The following is a 17129-nucleotide window of genomic DNA, read 5'->3' as shown; positions in this document are numbered from 1 at the left end:
TCCTCCGCATGAATGGGGAGGATTCTCATGGCCGCTACGGCGCCACCCCGTGCGGGGTGGTGCGGGTGGGCCCGCCATGAGGTGCTTGACGCTTCACCGGCCCCAATACGGCAGGGCCTCCACGTCCGGTGACCGCCCGTCCGGCGGCTGAGTTGTACCGATGCAACTGGGTGCGGGCGGCGTTGACGTCGGCGTTGCCGATCCACCCGCATGCTGGATTCCTGCACACGAACCGGGACTGACTCTCGCGGGAGCCTTCGATGATCGTGTGGCAGGCGTGGCATTCCTGGCTGGTGCCCGGCGCCGGGATGTAGACGACCTTTCCGCCCTTGTCGGTGGCCTTGTAGGTGAGGAACTCGGCGGTGCGCGCCCATGCCTCGGTGGCGATAGCCCGGTTCAGGCCGCGTTTTTGGGCGACGTTCCTGCCCGGCTGTTCGCGGGTGCCGGAGGCGCTCGCCATCATGTTCGTGACCTTGAGGTCTTCGAGCACGATGACGCTGAACCGGTCGGTGAGTTCGGCGGTGGTCTGGTGCTGCCAGTCGATGGCCCGGCGCTTGGCTTTGGCGCGCAGGCGGGCGATCTGGTCGTAGGTTGTCTTCAGCCGGTTGCTGGTGCGCTGTCCGGGTTTCGCTGCTCGTTTCTGGCGGGCGGCTTTGCGTTCGAGGCGGAGCAGGCGTTGCTGTTCTCCGCCGGTCAGCCACTGGTTACGGTGGAAGATCTTCTCTCCGGTGGACAGTGCCAAGGGCACGGCGATGCCCCGGTCGATCGCGGTGTGCGGCCCCGGATGCGGGGCCGGCACCGGCTGCTCGGTCTGGATCCGGAACACGATGTGCCACCCGCCTGCCTCCTTCACCAACCGCGCCCCGGTGATCTTCCCGTCCGGGCCGCCCTTCGTGACCCCCGGCAGGTCCTTGGTCCACCGGAAGCGGACACGGCCGAGTTTGGGGATGCTGACCGCGCCCCACCGCCGGTTGATCCGGGTGATGTTCAGATCCCGCGCCTGGGGGACATCGACGGCCATCCGGGAGCGGAACCGGCTCTTGAACGTGGGGCGCCCGGCCGGGTGGTCGGGGTTGAAGTAGTTCGCCCACGCCTGCCGGTAGGTCTTCAGCACGGCCTGCGCCGCCTGCGCGGGCAGGTCGTTGAGCCAGTCGATCTCTTTGCGGGCGACCCGGATGGCCTCATCGCACTGGGCCAGGGAGGCGAACCGGCCCTGCCGGAAGGTGAAGAACTCGTGCAGCAGGTTCCACAGTAGGCGCGCGTTGTGCGCCTGGCCGTCCAAGACGGCGCTCTGCCGCTGGTCCAACTCCAGGCGGGTGACATGAGCGCGGTTGCGTTTCTCCTGCTCCACGCGGCTCATTCTATCGTTTGATGTATGTCACCGCGATGGGAACCGAACCCCGACATCAGAACAGGACGTCACTGCGTACACGACCTGTCCGCGCATTTGGTGTTTGTCACGAAATATCGGCGGGACGCACTCACCAGCCCCATGCTGAAGCGCTGCGAACAGATCATGAAAGAGGTGTGCGAGAAGTTCGACTGCGAGCTGACCGACTTCAACGGCGCACACGACCACGTCCATCTCCTGGTCCGCTACCCGCCCAAGGTCGCTCTGTCCTCCCTCGTCAACTCCCTCAAAGGCGTCTCGGCCCGCTACCTCCGCCAGGAATACGGCGCTCACGTCCGCACACACCTGTGGGGCGGCCACTTCTGGTCCCGCTCCTACTACGCGGGCTCGACCGGCGACGCGAACGAGGTCACCGTCCGCACGTAGGTCTCGCGGCGCCGGCGCAGGGCCGACTGCTGGGCGAGAGCCTGGTTGACGGCGATGCGCACCAGGTAGGCACGCGGGTGGTCGACGCGCTCCCGGCTCGCCGACGACCAGGACAGCCAGGTCTCCTGCAGCACGTCCTCGGTGTCGGCGACGCTGCCGAGCATGTTGTAGACGATGGAGAACAGCAGCTCACGATGGTCGGCGAACACCTGGGTGGCATCGGGCATCACCGGCGCCCCTCTCTGTGTGACTGCTGCCTTGAGCCCGCAGAGGGGTCGATATGTGACATCCGCGGTGGAAAAAGTGACCTGGATCTCATCCGCGGGAAACGCCTTCGCCGTCAGGAAACGCTGACGACTCCCCCCGGGGCCGGGGCGGGGCCGGACCGCAGGACCTGCCGGTAGACCTGTTCGTAGGCCGCGGCCATGATCTCGGCGCTGAAGCACTGCTCCACGTGCTTCCTGCACGCGTGCGGGTCGATGCGCTCGATCGACTCGATCGCCTCGGGCAGCTCGGCGACGGTCTGCAGGACGTAGCCGGTGCGGCCGTCGGCCACGACCTCCGGCACCGCGCCTCTGCCGAGCGCCACGACGGGCGTGCCGCAGGCCATCGCCTCGATGAGCACCATGCCGAACGGCTCCTCCCATTGGATGGGGAACAGCAGGCAGCGGGCGGCGGCGAGCAGCTCGCGTTTGCGGGCGGCGTCGGCCTCGCCGACGTAGGTGGCGTCAGGGCCGAGCCGGGGCCGGACGTAGGCGTCGAAGCAGGCGTGTTCGGCGGGCTCGGTGAGCTTGCCGGCCAGGATGATGCGCCGGCCCGCCGCGCGGGCGGCGTCGATGGCGAGATGGGCGCCCTTGTACGGGTGGAACCTGCCCAGCCACAACACCCACTCCTCCTTGCCGGGCTGGAAGGGGTAGGTGTCGACGTCGAGCGCGTTGTGGACGGTGGCGACCCAGCCGAGGTCGGGCGCGTGCCGGCGCTGAGCCTCGGAAATGGCCACCAGGGAGATGTCGGCGCCCAGCTCCCGGTAGCACTCTCCCAGCTCGCCGTCCGCGGGGCCGTGGCAGGTGACGACGGTCGGCACGGCGCGGCAGGCCGCGGTCAGGGGACCGGCCAGCGAGTGATCGTGCACGATGTCGGCGTCCAGTCCGGCCAGCAGCCGCCGGGCGCGGGCGGCGTGCAGCAGCTCGGGCAGCGGGTCGCCGATCCGCTCGGACGGCGGCCGCGCGTAGGTGGGCAGGAACCTCGCCGGCGCGGTGGTGTGGCCGGCGCCGATGAGGGTGACCTCGTGACCGCGCCGGTCCAGCCCGCCGATCAGGCCGGCCAGCATCTCCTCGATGCCGCCGTACGCCCGGGGCGGCACGTCCTGCCAGGGCGGGGCGATCATGGTGATGCGCAGCCGGCCACCCGGCCGCCGCCTCTGCTGGGCCCTCTCCAGGCGCCCGTCGGCGGCGGTCATGGCGTCGCCAGCCCGTAGGTGCGATCGGCCACGCCGGCGCCGCTGGTGGGCGGGCGGGGTTCGGTGAGCAGTTCGATGCCCTCCGGCACGCCCGACACGACGGCCGTCCGCCCGTCCCTTCCGACGCTGACGGTGAGCCGGGCGCCTGCCACGGGCAGGTCCCTGATCTCGAGCTCACCGAAGCCGTCCGGCAGCGCCGGGACGATCCAGATCTTCCCGTACGGCACCCAGGGGTCCAGCCGCAGCAGGGTACGCAGCAGGTGGATGGGCGCGGCGGCGGCCCAGGCCTGCGGCGAGCAGGACGTCGGGTACGGGATGGGCTCGAAGAACTCTGCCCGGTCGAACCCGCAGAACAGCTCCGGCAACCGGCCGCCGAACGCCTGCCCGACAGCCAGCAACCCCATCGCGATCCGCTGGGCCTCCTCGATGAAGCCGTACCGCATCAGCCCGGCCGCGATGATCGCGTTGTCGTGGGGCCACACCGAGCCGTTGTGGTAGCTCATCGGGTTGTAGGCCCCCATCGACGTGGCCAGGGTGCGCACCCCGTAGCCGGTGAACATCTCATCCGACAGCAGATGCTCCGCCACGGAGGCCGCCCTGGCCTCGTCCACGATGCCGCTCCACAGGCAGTGGCCCATGTTGGAGCCGAGGCCGTCGATGGGCCGCCCCCGGCCGTCCAGGCCCATCGCGTAGTAGCCGGCGTCCGGAAGCCAGAAGCGCTCGTTGAAGGCTCGCCTGATCGCCATGGCCCGCTCCACGCAGCGTCGTTCCATCGCCTCGTCGCCCTGCTCATGGGCGAAATGAGCGCGCGCGAGGTAGGCGGCGTAGACGTACCCCTGCGCTTCGGCCAGGGCGATGGGCGGGCGGGCGATGCCCCCGTCGCTGAAGGTGATGCCGTCGAAGGAGTCCTTCCACCCCTGGTTGATCAGCCCGCGGTCGGTCTTGCGGCGGTACCACAGGAGTCCGTCGGGCCCGCCGTACTCCTCGATCCAGGTCAGCGCGGCATCGGCATGGGGCAGCAGTTCCTCGACGGCCTCGGCGTGCAGGCCCCACCGGCGCAGCTCGCCGAGCAGCATGACGAACAAGGGCGTCGCGTCGACCGAGCCGTAGTAGGCCTGACCGCCGTACGGGGACGCGCCGTCCTGCACGCCGTAGCGCAGCTCGTGCAGGATCTTCCCCGGCTCCTCCTCGGAGAGGGGATCGACCTTGGTGCCCTGCAGCCGGGCCAGCCGCCGCATCGTGCCCAGCGCCATCGACTGGTCGAGCGGCAGCGACATCCAGGAGGTCAGCAGCGAGTCGCGGCCGAACAAGGTCATGAACCACGGCGCCCCGGCGGCGATCGCGGGCGGCTCCTGCGGATGGTGCCGGTCGAACAGCCGCAGGCTGCCCAGGTCCTGCCTGGAGCGGCGCATGACCTGGACGAGGTCGGCGTTGGTGCTGGTCAGGACCGGGCTCTCGCGGGTCCACGCGGCCAGGCGACGGGCCGGCTCGGCATGCTCGATGGAGTGGTCCGCGGGGAACCACGCGGAGGTCTCCACCCCCTCGATGATCGGATTGACCACGAGCTTCGTCCGCCACTCCGCACGAGGGGGAACCACCACCTGGAAAGTGAGCAGCCCCGGCGTCGCCACCACCGGCGTGCCCGGCGGCTCGACCGCGATCCGCGCGCCCCGCGCCCGGCTGGCCGACAGCACCTCCAGCCCCGACTCGGTGGGGGTCATCTCCACATCGGGGACCGGCCGGACCCGTTCGGCCTTCACCTCGAACAGGTCGGCCACGTCCGCGCCCACCTGGACGGTCACCACGCACCCCGCCGGCTCCTCCGACATGTTGCGCAGCACCAGGTCCTCGCGCAGCCCGCCGCCGACGTAGCGGTCTCGCACGACCAGCAACGTGCTCTCCACGGTGCCCGGCCGCGGCCGCGCCTTGCCCACGAACGTGGCGTGGTACGGCGCGGCCGAGATCGTCTGCAGCGGCTCCACGGGATAGTCGTCCACCTTCAGCACCCACCGCGACAACAGCCGGGTGTCGGCATAGTAGACACCCTGCGCGGCGCCGTGGATGATGTCGCCGCCACGCTGGCACAGGCAGAACGAACCGCCCTCCACCAGCGTGATCGTCTCTCCCAACGCCTCCGGTTGCCCCTCGAAAGTCCACGCGCTCATGGACGTGCCCCCTCGCTGTCCCCCACCCCGGTACATGCCCGCTGCATGCCGCCTGACGCCATGACCTGGGGATCCGACCGGCTGGGCGCGGCCGCGACGCCCCTCGGCATGACCGTGCCGAAGTTTTGGTATTCAGGAGTACATGGGCTACGCCGAGCTCAGCCTGGCCACCTTGGACCGCGTCGATGAGGCGCGGCGGCCCCGCATCGATCCGCGCCTGCTGCGGCCGCGTATCGTGCACGTCGGTCTCGGCGCGTTCCACCGGGCGCACCAGGCCCTCTACACCGAGGAGGCCGCGGCCCGCTCGGGCGAGCCGTGGGGCATCGCGGCCGTCGCCCCTCGCTCGGCGGCCACGGTCGAGGCGATGCGCGCGCAGGACTGCTTGTACACGGTGACCGACCGGGCGCCCGGCGCGCTGCGTCCGCGGGTGGCCGGTGCGATCGTCGAGGCGCTGCTGATGCGCGGGGACGGCGCGCGGCTGCGGGACCTGCTCCGTTCGGAGGAGGTCCCGGTCGTAACGCTGACCGTCACGGAAAAGGCGTACCACCGCCGCGCGGACGTCGTCGGCCGGCTCGCCGGCGGACTGGCCGGGCGCTACCGGCACGGCGGCGCCCCGATCAGCGTCGTCTCCTGCGACAACATGGCCGGCAACGGCCGGGCGCTGGCCACGGTGGTGCGCGACTTCGTCGCCGCGTCCCCCTGGCCGGACCGCGAGCGGCTGCTCGACTGGATGGCGGCCTCGGTCGCCTTCCCCGACACGGTCGTCGACCGGATCGTGCCCGCCACCACCCCCGGCGATCAGTGGGAGGTCTCGGCGGCCCTGGGGCTGCGCGACGCCGTGCCGGTGCTGGGCGAGCCGTACCGGCAGTGGGTGCTGGAGGACCGCTTCGCCGCGACGCGCCCGCCGTGGGAGCTCGGCGGCGCGGTCTTCGTCGCCGACGTCACGCCCTACCAGCTGCGCAAGCTGCGTCTGCTCAACGGGGTGCACTCCGCTATGGCCTACCTCGGGTCCGCGGCCGGCTGCCGCACGGTCGCGGAGGTGCTGGAGACCGGGTGGGGAGAACGGTTCGTGCGCGCCTACGGCGCGGAGGTCGCCGCGACGCTGCCGGGTCCGGCACCCGAGGCGGCCGTTTACGTCGACCGGCTGGTCGAGCGCTTCCGCAACCCCGAGCTGCGCCACCTGCTGCGGCAGATCGGCTCGGACGGCTCCGCGAAGATCCCCGAACGCTGGTTCCATCCGCTGCGCGCCCTGCGGTCCGCGCCCATGCTCGAACTGTCGCTGGCCGCCTGGGTGAACGCCACCGGCCCCGACGGCCTGAGGTTCGGCATGACCGATCCTCAGGCGCAGGCGCTGGCCGGCTGCCACCGGGGTGCGGCGGGCCCGGGCGAGGTGGTGGCGCGGCTGCTGCGCCTGACCGGCGCCCCCGACCTCGCCGAGCGGGCGGACCTCACCGCGGCGGTCGCCGCCCATCTCCCCGCCCTGCGTGCCGGGCGGGTCGACGTCTGAGCGGGCGGCTCACCAGGACAACACCAGGTCGGCGAATCTCGCGGGCTGCTCCAGGTGCAGGAAATGCCCGGCCTCCGGCCACACGACGGTCGTGGAGCGCGGATGCGCCGGCAACCCCGCCTCCCAGCGCGCCGCCTCCGGCACGTTGTGGACGGCGAGCACCGGGCAGACCCGCCTGGCCAGATACCGTTCGGACTCCCGGCGCACCCCGAAGGCCCCCGGCAGCGTGTACATGCCGGCGTAGCACTCGGCCAGCACGTGCCCCGGCGTGGCCAGCAGCTGCTCGGCCACCGGCGCGGGCAGCGGCCCGAGCTGCCGCGACGCCGCGCCGGCGCCGTCGGCCCGCAGCGCGGCCAGGCGGCCGGGGATGAGCCGCTCCTCGGCCTCGTCCGCCCCGTAGGCCGGGGCGACCACGACCATCGCGCGGACCGCCGAAGGGTGCTCGACCGCCAGCGCGGTGACCACCTGGCCGCCCATGGAGTGCCCGACGGCCACCACGGGCTCCTCGATCCACGGCAGCAGATCGCCGGCCAGGTCGGCGGGGGTGTAACCGGTCGCCGGCGCCGGGGACCTGCCGTGGCCGCGCAGGTCCACGGCGATCACCCGGCGCTCGCCGAAGTCGAGCGCGTCCCACACGCGGTGGTCGCCGCCCCATCCGTGCACCAGGAGCAGCGGCGGGCCGGCGGACCCGCGCGTCTGGACGTGCACTCTCATCGGCGTCAGTCCTCCAGGTACAGGACCACGGTGCTGAGCGGCTCGACCTCGATCGAGCCGCCGAGCCTGACCTGTCGGCCGGTGCCCAGGTCGCGGGCCGTGCCGGGACCGGTGGTGTAGAGGCGGCGGGTGCGCTCGCCGTCGGTGTTCATCCCGATCAGGTAGCGGCCGTAGGAGCAGCGGTAGAACTGCGCCTTGCCCACGAAGAGCTTCTCGACGCCGGGAAAGTCCACGCCGAGCGCCGGGTCGGGCACGTCGGCAGGGTGCGGCCCGACTTTGAGCACCTCGCCGGCGAAGGCCTGGTGCAGCTCGGGGCCGGGCGGCGGGAAGCCGCCGGGCGGGATGTGGGAGGCGGCCGGGTCGTTGATGGCGAAATTGAAGCAGACCCAGTCCTGCTCGGTCCAGATCTCGCCGGTCGGGGTGACGGAGCACTGCTGGCGGAGCGTGGCGACCCGGTGGGTGTCGGGGGTGATGTGGTGGACGCGGGCCAGGTTGTTCACGGCCTGCCTGGCCCGCCAGTAGAGGCAGGCGTAGAGGATCTCCTGGCCGTTCTTGATGGCGACGACGCCATTCTCCTCGTCGGCGAAGACGAAGGAGGGCGCGTCCCAGTCCATGGGGAAGGCCTGCGGCCGCGCCGTACGGGCGGTGAAGGCGGGCCAGTCCCGCGCGAGCAGGCGCAGGGCGACCACCCCGACCCGCGACCAGGAGTGCGTCTGAAGCAGGTCGAGACCGCCGAAGAACTGGTTGTCGGCGACCATGCGCTGGCCGCGGCCCACCAGGGCGGGATCGTCGAAGACCGCGGAGGCCATGAGCGGGTGGCCGTCCCAGTCCACCCGCTGGGCGTAGGTGACGACGCCCGGATAGTGGTCGTCGCGCCAGCCGACCGCCGCCTCCAGGCGCATGGTGCGGTAGCCGTCGTTGTCGACCTCGGGGTAGCGGAACACCGCCCGCGCGTTGATCATCTTGACCAGCTGGGCCTCCAGCTCGGGATCCTTGACCCCGTCGAAGCGGGTGACCGCCTCATACAGCAGCACCAGCCAGCAGGTGACCTCGCCGTAGCTGCCGACGTACCCCAGCTCCTTGGTCAGCCCCTTGCGCGTGGCCTGGTAGAAGTGCTCGCCCAGCGGCTTGCTCGGCGTGCCGGAGGCGTCCTCCCTGCCGAGGAAGGGCTTGAGCCCGACGGCCTGGTGGATGTAGTCGCGGGCCTTCTCCTCCGCCAGCGGCGCCGTGTCCGGATCTATCAGCATCAGGCCGCGGTTGCAGCGGTAGATGCCGAGCGCGCAGATCTGCACCTGGTTGCTGTAGTGCGGCATGTGCCGGCGCCAGTACGCGATGGACTCGGTCATCATCTTCGTGTAGGCGTCCCGCCGGACCGGCAGGTCTCCCTGGTCCGGCTCGGTCACCCCGGCCAGCGGGGTGACCTCGACGTCGTCGAACCAGGCGGTGCCGCCGCCGTGGACCCGCACGTCCAGCCGGAGCTCGACGGCGGTGGCCGGGGTGGTCAGCTCGGTGGTGATCTGGGTCCAGTCGTTGGTGCCGGTGGGCGCGAAGACCCTCTGGTCGGTGCCGACGATCTTCCCGGACGGGTCGTAGAAGAGCACGTTGAGGTACGCGCCCGGGGCGGCGACGTTCTCGGTCCTGACCCAGACGCTGTAGCGGTGCTTGCCCTGGCCGATCAGCGTACGGTTCTGCGAGGTGCTCCACCCGGCAACGGCCCCCGCGTCGGCGGCGACCTTGACCGAGCGGGAGCCGCCGTGTGTGACGGCGTCGTCCCAGAGCCAGGTGGCGGTGCCGGCCCATCGGGCGCTCGTCCAGCCGGCCGGAGCCGTGCCGCCGCGCTCGAAGCCGGGGTTGGGCGCGCCCACGGCCCTGGCCCCGATCTTCCGTTCCAGGCGGTCGCCGAGCACGTCCTTGAGCAGGACCAGCACGTGGCCCACCTTGCCGAAGCCCTCCCACTGCTGGTCGGAGGCCGTCAGCACGGTCGGGTCGGTGAGCCACTTGGTGTAGCGGGCGTCGATCGCGGCCAGCACCTGATCGATGGCCTCGGGGTTCTGGTAGGCGGGGCTGCCGGGGTAGAAGTAGCCCTCGGCCAGACTCAGGTAGGCCCAGGAGTCCATCGAGGCGGCGCTGCCGCCCAGCCAGGTGCGGTGCTCTCTGACCACCCGGGCCTTGATCGTCTCCAGGACCTCGGGTCCCGGCTCGGGCCGGACGGGCGCCTCGGGCGCGGGGCCCTGGATGCCGTCTCCGGGGAAGTACGGCTCCTTGTGCGTGAAGATCCGGTAGAAGGGGCGGGTCGGCTTGTTCAGCGTGCGGTAGAACTCGGCGGCGTTCTGGCCGTAGCCCCAGACCCGGCCCATCGCCCGGATCTCCAGCGTGACCTGCTCCTTGTCCTTGGTCATCGCCTCGGGTAACGGCAGGGTGTGGTAATGGAAGCGGCCCGGCGCGTGCGCGTCCAGGCTGAGGATGTCCAGCGGGTCGACCGCGCCCAGGTGGTAGTGGCCGACCTGCTCGCCCTCGCAGAAGAGCTGCAGCCGGGACTGGTCGGCCTCGGTCGGGGCGCGGTCGCCGCCCCAGAGTTTGACGGTGATGTACGTGGTGCCGTCAGGCACACACGTGACGGTGCAGGCGACGGTGCCGCCCCAGGCGCTCGCGGGCGTCTGGGGGTTGAGCACGCGGGCGCTCTGGCCGAGCGCCCCTGCCACCACGTCGGACCCCGCAGGGGTGACCGCGTGGGCGGCCTCCGACGCCGCGTCGCCGAAGATCACCTCGTCCAGCGGCCGGCCAGGGCGGGAGGTGGCGGCCGCCGCGGGCCCGGACAGCAGGCTCCAGCTCGCGGCGGCCGCGGCTCCGGCGCCGCTCGCGCGGAGCAGGGCACGCCGGGACAGTTCGGGCTTCATGGGGGGTGCGTTCCTTTCCCGGCGTGCCGGCTCTTACTGGCCCTTGAGGTAGGCGTCGGCCTGCTTGGCCATCTCCGCCTGGAGCTTGGCCAGGCCCGCCCTGTCGAGGGCCTTCTTCAGCTTGTCCAGGCCCTGGTCGACGTCCACGGCGCCGATGAACAGCGGGTTGGCGAACTGCGTGAGGGCGGCGGTGACCTGGGTGTTCTCCCGCTTCACCGGCTCGGGGTCGGGGACGAAGCTTGCGTACGGGTCGACGGTGAAGTTGTCGATGTTCTGCGCCCAGTCGAACCACTTGGTCTCGGACTCGGTCATGTCCTTGATCCGGCGCTCCAGCTTGGCCCGCCAGGCGAGAGCGAAGCCGGGGAAGGTGTACGTGGAGACCTTCTCGTACTTGTCGTCGCCGATGGCGTTCCAGTCCTTGCCGGGGAGGCCGTAGTTGAGCAGGTCGTGGTTTTCCTTGATCGACACCCAGTCCTGCAGCTGCATGGCCTTCTCGTTGCTCTGGCCCTTGGCGTTGAGCACGACGAAGTTGTCGCTCTGGAAGGTCTGGTACGGCTTGGCGCTCTCGCCGCCCTTGAGCGGCATCACGTTGGCGAGCATCGCGCCCGGCACGTTCTTGGTCAGCTCGGGCAGGGCCGTGGAGGACAGGCCGTCGGTCATGGCCCAGCCGGTGGCGACGCGGCCGGCCTTGAACTGCGAGTCCAGCGCCTTGGAGTCCAGGGTGAGGGCGTTCTTGTTGATCAGACCGTCCTGGTAGTACTTCCGGATCAGGCGCAGCGCGTCCACCATTCCCGGGGCCTCCCACCACGGGATCGGGTTGGACGAGCCGGTCGTCTTACCGTCGGCGGCCAGGACGAAGTTGAACGAGTCGCCCGTGAAGGAGGCGATGCTCACGTTCGGGTTGTCCCACATGTAGGGGTTGAGCCAGCCGACCGGGTTCCACGCCACCATCAGCTTGGGCATACGGGAGCTGACCCCGATCGGGATGATGTCCTTGTTCTTCTGCTTGACGTCGTACCAGAACTTCTCCAGCCCGGCGAAGTCCGTGATGTCGCTCATGCCGAGCTTCTCGGCCAGGTCCTGGCGGATGCTGAAGTGGTGGAAACGCGCGACCGAGTTGATCTGGGGCACGCCGTAGAGCTTGCCGCTCCACCGGTTCAGCTCGATGATCTTCGGGTCGATCGTGGCGGTCAGGTTGGGGTACTTGCCGCTGGACAGCAGGCTGCTCAGGTCGACGATCGAGCCACTGGCCGCGAGCTGCGTCATGTTGAGCCAGCGCGCCTGCAGCGCCGTGTCGAACTTCTCCCCGGCGGTGAACTTCAGCAGCGCCTGCTGACCGTAGCTGGTCCACGGAATGAACTGTGGCTTGATGGTGAAGCCCAGGTCCGCCTGAAGCTTCTTGTTGACTTCCGCCAGGACGGGGTCCCAGCCGACCGGCACGTCGCCGGGCAGCAGCATGCTCAGCGTGAGCGCGGCGCTGCTCGCACCGCCACTCGCCTGGGGCTGCGAGGAGCCGCTGGAGCAGGCGGAGAGGAAGGCGGCGACGGACAGACCGCCGCCGGCGGCCAGCAGGCCGCGCCGCGACATCATGGGGTTGGACACGGTAACTCCTGAAATGGGGGGAACTGACTCAGCCCTTGGTGGCACCGAGGGTGATGCCCTTGACGAAGTAGCGCTGGGCGAAGGGGTAGGCGAGCAGGATCGGACCGATGGCGACGGTGGTGAGGGCGAGCCGGAGCTGGTAGACGGGGGTGGCCGCCTCGGCCAGCTGCGGCAGCATCGCGGTGAACGAGATGTTGGAGATCAGGTTCTGCAGGACGAGCGGGAGCGGGAACTTGTGCACGTCGTCGATGAACAGCAACGCCATGAACCAGTCGTTCCAGTAGTGCACGGCGTAGAAGAGACCGACGACGGCCAGGATCGGCTTGGACAGCGGCAGCGCGATCGTGAAGAAGATGCGCAGCTCGCCGGCACCGTCGATCTTGGCTGACTCGAAAATCGACTCGGGCAGCTGGCGGAAGGCGCTGACCTGGACGAAGACCAGGAACGGCATCACCAGCAGCGGCAGGATGACCGCGAAGTAGCTGTTCTGCAGGTGAAGGTACTGCGTCACCAGCAGATAGAGCGGCACCAGGCCGCCGGAGAAGAGCATCGGCAGGTACGAGTAGATCGTCAGCGGCCGGCTGATCCCGGGAATCCGGCGGGCGATCACCCAGCTCAGCCCCGAGGTCACCGCCAGGGACAGCGCCGTGCCCACGAAGGTGATGAAGAGGCTGGCGAGGTAGGCGTTCAGCACCGCGGGCCCGGTGAAGATCATCTTGTAGGCGGTGAAGTCGAAGTCCGGGAAGAAGCTGTAGCCGGTGGTGGCCAGCTGCGTCTCGCTCGTGAACGACCCCGAGATGATCATCCAGAAGGGCACGGCGCAGGCCAGCACGGCGAGGGAGACGCCGATCACGCTGACGACGGTGAACGGCTCCAGCTTTCTGGTGCTCATAGGATGCTCGTCTCCTTCGAGTACTTGCGCTGGATCAGCACCGCGATCACCACGAGGATGAATCCGACCACCGACTGGAACAGGCCGATCGCCGCGGTGGTGCCGAAGTCGCCGAGTTGGCGCAGGGCGCGGAAGACGTAGGTGTCGATGACGTCGGTGTTGTCGAACAACGTGCCGTTGTCGCCGATGATCGCGTAGATGGTGCCGAAGTCGCCGTAGAAGATCCGACCCACACCCAGCACCAGCAGCACCGCCGCGGTGGGCTTCAGCAGCGGCAGCGTGATGCGCCAGGCCATCTGCGCCCGCGAGGCGCCGTCGATCATCCCGGCCTCGTAGACCTCCTCGGGGATGCCGGTGATCGCGGCCAGGAAGATCACGCTCAGGTAGCCGCCGAGCTGCCAGATCTTCACCACGGTCAAGATCCACGGCCACGGCCCCGGCTCGGTGTACCAGTCCACCGCGGGGAATCCGAAACCGCTCAGAGCGTCGTTGACCGCCCCTCCCCCACCGGACGCCCCGGCGAGCAGCACCTGCAGGATGATGCTGATCACGACCGGGGAGACGAAGTAGGGGAAGAAGACGACCGACTGGGAGGCCCGCTTGAAGAAAGTGCTGCGGATCTCGTTCAGCATGATCGCCAGGATGATCCCGGCGGCCAGCGTCGCCCCGAGGAACAACACGTTGAGGAACAGGGTGTTGAACAGGATCCTCGCCGCGTCCCCGGACTCCAGGAAGTAGGTGAAGTTCTCCAGCCCGTTCCACGGGCTGTCGAAGATGCCCAGGTTGACGTCGAACTCCTTGAACGCCACCACCAGGCCGGCCATCGGCAGGTAGTTGAAGACCAAGAAGAAGACGACCGCCGGCAGCGCGAGCAGCCCGACCACCCAGCCCTTGCGGGCCGCCACGCCTTTGCTGCGGCGCCGGCGCCGGGGTGGCCCGGTCGGAGGTCTCGTCTGAGGCTCTTGCCTCGCCTTAAGCGTGCTGCTCATCACCCGAAGTCCCGTCTGAGGCGGCAGAAGATGTCCGCGAAGTTGGATAGAAACCGGTAGCTGCGAACGCTACGTGCGAGCGGCATTCACCACAAGGCGGCGTTACGGATACGTTACAGACAAGTCTCCCCCAGTCCGCCCAAGGCACTCTTTTAGTGCGCGAACGTGCCGCCTCGCGTCACCAGGGCCGCACCATTGACCATCAACCCACTGTGCTTCTACGGTTAGAAACCGATCCCTACGAATGGAGGCTCCTCCGTGTCCCCACGCCCGAAGGCGCTGTTCGCCATGCGCGAGGAACATCTCGCGCTGCTCTTCCCCGCGCCCTTGCTGCGGCGGCTGGACACACTGGCCGACATCGACGTGACGCTGGTCGCCGAGCATTTCGACGATCCGCGCCTGGACCTGTCCGAGACCGAGATCCTCATCACCGGCTGGGGCTGCCCCACGCTCGACGAAGCCGTCCTGGCCCGCGCACCCCGCCTGCGCGGCGTGCTGCACGCCGCCGGCTCGGTGAAATCCCTGGTCACACCCGCCTGCTGGGAGCGCGGCCTGCTGATCTCCTCCGCCGCCGAGGCCAACGCCGTCCCAGTGGCCGAGTACACCATCGCCGCCGTCCTCATGGCCGGCAAGGGAATCTTCGCCCTGAACGAGCGTTACCAGCGCGAACGCACCTTCACCCTGGCCGAGATCCAGCCGTCCATCGGCAACAACGGCCGGACGGTCGGCATCGTCGGCGCCTCGCGCATCGGCCGCAAGGTGATCGACCTGCTCTCCCCCTACGACCTGGACCTGTGCGTCTACGACCCCTACACCCTGGTCCCCGGCGTCCGGCAGGTGTCGCTGGAGGAGCTGCTGCGCACCAGCGACATCGTCAGCCTGCACGCCCCCGCCACCCCCGAGACCACGCACATGCTGGATCGCGAGCGGCTGGCGCTGCTGCAGGACGGCGCGGTGCTGATCAACACCGCCCGCGGATCGCTGGTCGACACCGACGCCCTCATCGCCGAGCTGAAGTCGGGCCGGCTGTCCGCGGTCCTCGACGTGACCGAGCCGGAGCCGCTGCCGGCGGACTCGCCGCTGTTCGACCTGCCCAACGCCTTCCTCACCCCGCACATCGCCGGCTCCCACGGCAACGAACTCGCCCGGATGGGCACCGCCGTGGTGGACGAGCTGGAGCGGCTGATCGCCGGGTCGCCGCTGGTGTACCAGGTGACACACGATGACCTGGAAAGGGCCGCCTGAAGGCCGACGCCTTTACGTTGTAGATTAAGTTCTCGGCGTCCTACCCTTGCCTCATGGACATCGCCACAGCAGGCCGGCTCTGGGACGCCGACCCGGGCTGGCTCAACACCGCCTCCTACGGACTGCCCCCGCGCCGCGCCTTCGAGGAGCTCCAAGCCGTGCTGGCCGACTGGCGGCACGGCTCCAGCGACTGGACGCCGTGGGACGCCCGCGTGGGCCGCTCGCGCGCCGCGTTCGCACGCATGATCGGCGCGCCGGCCGCGGACGTGGCCGTGAGCTCGACCGTCTCGCAGATCATGTCCGTCGTGGCCACGGCGCTGCCGCCGGGCGCCCGGGTCGTGGTCCCGGACATCGAGTTCACCAGCAACCTGTTCCCGTGGGCCGTCGCGGCCGAGGTCGAGACCGTCCCCGCCGACCGGCTGGCCGACGCGATCAGCGGCTCGACCGCCGCCGTGGCCTTCAGCCTGGTCCAGTCCGCCACCGGATCCGTCGCCCCGCTCGCCGACATCGTGGCCGCCGCCCGCGCCCACGACGCCCTGGTCATCGCCGACGGCTCCCAAGCGTGCGGCTGGCTGCCCGTGGACGTCGACGAGGGCCTCGACGTGCTGGCGTGCGCGGCGTACAAGTGGCTCATGGCGCCGCGCGGCGCCGCCTTCGGCTACCTGTCGCCGCGGGTGCGCGAGCTCATGCGCCCGCTGGCCGCCGGCTGGTACGCCGGCGCCGGCGAGGCCTACTACGGCCTGCCGATGCGCCTGGCCCCCGACGCCCGCGCGTTCGACCTGTCACCGGCGTGGTTCTCGTACGTGGGCGCCGCCCCGGCCATCGAGCTGCTCAACGAGCTGGGCGTCAAACGGGTCCACGACCACAACGTGGCCCTGGCCAACCGCTTCCGCACCGGCCTGGGCCTGGAGCCGGGCGACAGCGCCATCGTGTCCGTGGACGCGCCCGGCGAGCGGCTGGAGGCCGCCGGGATCCGCGCGGCCGTGCGGGCGGGCCGGGTGCGGGCCAGCTTCCACGTCTACACCACCGCCGACGACGTCGATCGTGCTCTGGACGTGCTGAACGGGTGATCTCGCGGGTACGAGGGCGATGACGCACGACACGTACCGGAGGGAAGCGGATGGCCGTCAACGTCACCGTCTGGAGCGAGAACTACCACGAACCCCGCGAGGAGGACGTACGCCGCCGCTACCCCGACGGCATCCACGGCGCCATCGCGGCCGGGCTGACGGAGGTGCTGGGCGATCGGGTCCGCGTCCGCACCGCCGTGCTGGAGGACCCCGAGCACGGCCTGACGGAGGAGTCTCTGGCCCAGACCGACGTGCTGACCTGGTGGGGGCACATGGCGCACGAGGAGGTGGACGACAAGGTCGTGGAACGGGTGCGGCGGCGCGTGCTCGGCGGGATGGGCCTGCTGGTGCTGCACTCCGGCCACTACTCCAAGATCTTCCGTTCGCTGATGGGAACTACCTGCACCCTGAACTGGCGGGACGCCGGGGAGCGCGAGCTGGTGTGGACGGTCTCCCCAGGCCACCCGATCGCGCGTGACATCCCCCGTCCACTGATCATCGACCGGCAGGAGACCTACGGCGAGCCGTTCGACGTCCCCGAGCCCGACGAATTGGTCTTCATCAGCTCGTTCAGCGGCGGTGAGGTGTTCCGCAGCGGCTGCTGCTACCGCAGAGGGCTGGGCAGGATCTTCTACTTCGCGCCGGGTGACCAGGAATATCCCGTCTACTACCACCCCGGCGTGCGCCGCGTGCTGGCCAACGCGGTCCTGTGGGCCGCCCCGGAGCACGGCGTCGGCGAGCCGCCACAGAACGCCCACACCCCCATCCAGTGGTAGGCGCCGCATGACCTTCGCGACCATCGACGCCCTGGC

14 protein-coding genes are annotated in these 17129 nt (G+C 70.1%); 5 read left to right on the top strand and 9 right to left on the bottom strand.

Annotated elements, in window-relative coordinates; genetic code table 11:
- Positions 1–34: 34 nt before the first annotated feature.
- Positions 35–1351, bottom strand: a complete 1317-nt coding sequence (locus tag OHA25_RS35895; RefSeq protein ID WP_327581351.1) for an RNA-guided endonuclease InsQ/TnpB family protein — start codon at positions 1349–1351, stop codon at positions 35–37.
- 24 nt (positions 1352–1375) lie between these two features.
- Here OHA25_RS35895 and tnpA point away from each other — a divergent pair, with 24 nt between their 5' ends.
- Positions 1376–1777: an IS200/IS605 family transposase gene (gene tnpA / locus OHA25_RS35890; RefSeq protein WP_327581350.1), complete on the top strand. Its 402-nt coding sequence runs from the start codon at positions 1376–1378 to the stop codon at positions 1775–1777.
- On the opposite strand, the gene OHA25_RS35885 is transcribed toward tnpA, so the two are convergent.
- From OHA25_RS35885 to OHA25_RS35875, 3 genes are all read right to left on the bottom strand, one after another.
- Positions 1729–2004, bottom strand: coding sequence for a sigma factor (locus tag OHA25_RS35885; RefSeq protein ID WP_327581349.1), 276 nt, complete (start codon positions 2002–2004; stop codon positions 1729–1731). The genes tnpA and OHA25_RS35885 overlap by 49 nt on opposite strands.
- 113 nt (positions 2005–2117) lie before the next feature.
- Positions 2118–3236, bottom strand: coding sequence for a glycosyltransferase family 4 protein (locus tag OHA25_RS35880; RefSeq protein WP_327581348.1), 1119 nt, complete (start codon positions 3234–3236; stop codon positions 2118–2120).
- The gene (locus OHA25_RS35875) at positions 3233–5401 is read right to left on the bottom strand and encodes an amylo-alpha-1,6-glucosidase (RefSeq protein ID WP_327581347.1); all 2169 of its coding nucleotides are present in this window, start codon (positions 5399–5401) and stop codon (positions 3233–3235) included. Before OHA25_RS35875 ends, OHA25_RS35880 begins: the two co-directional genes overlap by 4 nt.
- 142 nt (positions 5402–5543) lie before the next feature.
- Here OHA25_RS35875 and OHA25_RS35870 point away from each other — a divergent pair, with 142 nt between their 5' ends.
- Positions 5544–6908: a mannitol dehydrogenase family protein gene (locus tag OHA25_RS35870; RefSeq protein WP_327581346.1), complete on the top strand. Its 1365-nt coding sequence runs from the start codon at positions 5544–5546 to the stop codon at positions 6906–6908.
- A gap of 9 nt (positions 6909–6917) precedes the next feature.
- Here OHA25_RS35870 and OHA25_RS35865 read toward each other — a convergent pair whose 3' ends face one another.
- From OHA25_RS35865 to OHA25_RS35845, 5 genes are read right to left on the bottom strand one after another with little or no spacing between them, the layout of a single operon-like run.
- Entirely contained in the window at positions 6918–7622 is a 705-nt protein-coding gene (locus tag OHA25_RS35865; RefSeq protein ID WP_327581345.1) for an alpha/beta fold hydrolase, read from the bottom strand.
- A 5-nt stretch (positions 7623–7627) separates the two neighbouring features.
- A complete protein-coding gene (locus tag OHA25_RS35860) occupies positions 7628–10519 on the bottom strand; it encodes a hypothetical protein (RefSeq protein ID WP_327581344.1) in 2892 nt (963 codons plus the stop codon).
- A 33-nt stretch (positions 10520–10552) separates the two neighbouring features.
- A complete protein-coding gene (locus OHA25_RS35855) occupies positions 10553–12121 on the bottom strand; it encodes an extracellular solute-binding protein (RefSeq protein ID WP_327581343.1) in 1569 nt (522 codons plus the stop codon).
- 28 nt (positions 12122–12149) lie between these two features.
- Positions 12150–13013, bottom strand: a complete 864-nt coding sequence (locus tag OHA25_RS35850; RefSeq protein ID WP_327581342.1) for a carbohydrate ABC transporter permease — start codon at positions 13011–13013, stop codon at positions 12150–12152.
- The gene (locus tag OHA25_RS35845; protein ID WP_327581341.1) at positions 13010–13918 is read right to left on the bottom strand and encodes an ABC transporter permease; all 909 of its coding nucleotides are present in this window, start codon (positions 13916–13918) and stop codon (positions 13010–13012) included. Before OHA25_RS35845 ends, OHA25_RS35850 begins: the two co-directional genes overlap by 4 nt.
- A 342-nt stretch (positions 13919–14260) precedes the next feature.
- Here OHA25_RS35845 and OHA25_RS35840 point away from each other — a divergent pair, with 342 nt between their 5' ends.
- From OHA25_RS35840 to OHA25_RS35830, 3 genes are read left to right on the top strand one after another with little or no spacing between them, the layout of a single operon-like run.
- Entirely contained in the window at positions 14261–15247 is a 987-nt protein-coding gene (locus tag OHA25_RS35840; protein ID WP_327581340.1) for a hydroxyacid dehydrogenase, read from the top strand.
- A gap of 53 nt (positions 15248–15300) precedes the next feature.
- Entirely contained in the window at positions 15301–16317 is a 1017-nt protein-coding gene (locus OHA25_RS35835) for an aminotransferase class V-fold PLP-dependent enzyme (protein WP_327581339.1), read from the top strand.
- 50 nt (positions 16318–16367) lie between these two features.
- Entirely contained in the window at positions 16368–17093 is a 726-nt protein-coding gene (locus OHA25_RS35830) for a ThuA domain-containing protein (RefSeq protein ID WP_327581338.1), read from the top strand.
- Positions 17094–17129 lie beyond the last annotated feature (36 nt).

Origin of the sequence: Nonomuraea sp. NBC_00507 (genome assembly GCF_036013525.1) — a bacterium.
Lineage (GTDB): Bacteria > Actinomycetota > Actinomycetes > Streptosporangiales > Streptosporangiaceae > Nonomuraea.
The sequence above is the reverse complement of the archived record's forward strand: the minus strand, read 5'-3'. Positions and strand labels throughout refer to the sequence as shown.

Bases quoted from the DNA above. Each gene is read 5' to 3' on its own strand.
- tnpA (WP_327581350.1), top strand. From the start codon at position 1,376: ATGTCACCGCGATGGGAACCGAACCCCGACATCAGAACAGGACGTCAC.
- OHA25_RS35865 (WP_327581345.1), bottom strand. From the start codon at position 7,622: ATGAGAGTGCACGTCCAGACGCGCGGGTCCGCCGGCCCGCCGCTGCTC.
- OHA25_RS35880 (WP_327581348.1), bottom strand. From the start codon at position 3,236: ATGACCGCCGCCGACGGGCGCCTGGAGAGGGCCCAGCAGAGGCGGCGG.
- OHA25_RS35850 (WP_327581342.1), bottom strand. From the start codon at position 13,013: ATGAGCACCAGAAAGCTGGAGCCGTTCACCGTCGTCAGCGTGATCGGC.
- OHA25_RS35830 (WP_327581338.1), top strand. From the start codon at position 16,368: ATGGCCGTCAACGTCACCGTCTGGAGCGAGAACTACCACGAACCCCGC.
- OHA25_RS35835 (WP_327581339.1), top strand. From the start codon at position 15,301: ATGGACATCGCCACAGCAGGCCGGCTCTGGGACGCCGACCCGGGCTGG.
- OHA25_RS35875 (WP_327581347.1), bottom strand. From the start codon at position 5,401: ATGAGCGCGTGGACTTTCGAGGGGCAACCGGAGGCGTTGGGAGAGACG.
- OHA25_RS35885 (WP_327581349.1), bottom strand. From the start codon at position 2,004: ATGCCCGATGCCACCCAGGTGTTCGCCGACCATCGTGAGCTGCTGTTC.
- OHA25_RS35870 (WP_327581346.1), top strand. From the start codon at position 5,544: ATGGGCTACGCCGAGCTCAGCCTGGCCACCTTGGACCGCGTCGATGAG.
- OHA25_RS35860 (WP_327581344.1), bottom strand. From the start codon at position 10,519: ATGAAGCCCGAACTGTCCCGGCGTGCCCTGCTCCGCGCGAGCGGCGCC.